Origin of the sequence: Streptomyces malaysiense (genome assembly GCF_000980885.2) — a bacterium.
GTDB classification, from domain to species: domain Bacteria; phylum Actinomycetota; class Actinomycetes; order Streptomycetales; family Streptomycetaceae; genus Streptomyces; species Streptomyces malaysiense.
The window spans coordinates 1-768 of the sequence record NZ_LBDA02000136.1 but is presented as its reverse complement, the minus strand read 5'-3'; the positions used below and the strand labels follow the sequence as shown (position 1 = coordinate 768).

At 66.8% G+C, this 768-nt stretch carries 1 protein-coding gene; it reads left to right on the top strand.

Translation table 11 applies throughout. The features are described 5' to 3' along the window. Positions 1–714: ISAs1 family transposase (locus VT52_RS34215; RefSeq protein WP_206306689.1), on the top strand; the 714-nt coding region annotated here is incomplete at its 5' end. Positions 715–768: the final 54 nt, after the last annotated feature.

Below are 768 nucleotides of genomic sequence, written 5' to 3'. Positions count from 1 at the left end.
GTGTGGCTGCTGGCAGCCCTGGATCACACGGGCACGGTGATCGGGCAAAGGCAGATCGACGCGAAGAGCAACGAGACACCCGCTTTCATCCCCCTGCTCGAGGGCCTCGACCTGGCCAACACCGTGATCACGGCGGACGCGGCACACACGCAGCACGCGAACGGGACCTGGCTGCGCGAGCACACCGCCCACTACATCGCCGTCGCCAAGGGCAACCACCCCAGTCTGCTAAAGCAGTTGAGAAGACTGCCGTGGACGAACATCCCCCTTGACCACAAGGACCGCACCACCGGCCGAGGCCGGCTCGAGGTCCGCCACCTGAAGACGGTCGCGTTCAGGCACCTCGAGTACCCCGGAGCCCGCCAAGCACTGCGCGTCGTGCGCTGGCGCAAAGACCTGAACAGCGGAAAGATCACCATCGAGCGGTTGTACTTCGTCACCAGCCTCCCGCCCGGCACCGCCTCCGGCGCTCAGCTCGCGGCCTGGATCCGAGGGCACTGGAAGATCGAGAACCAGCTCCACCACGTCCGCGACACCACGTTCGCCGAGGACGCCTCCACGATCCGCACCGGCAGTCTCCCTCGCGTCATGGCCACCCTGCGCAACCTCGCCATCAGCGTCTTCCGCCAGGACGGCCACACCAACATCGCCGCCGCCACCCGCCATCAAGCTCGCCACCCGGGCCGGCCCCTGACAACCCTCGGATGGCCGTGATCAACCAGGACTCACGTGCTCAACCGGACAGAACCGCAACACGCAAAGTCCCTG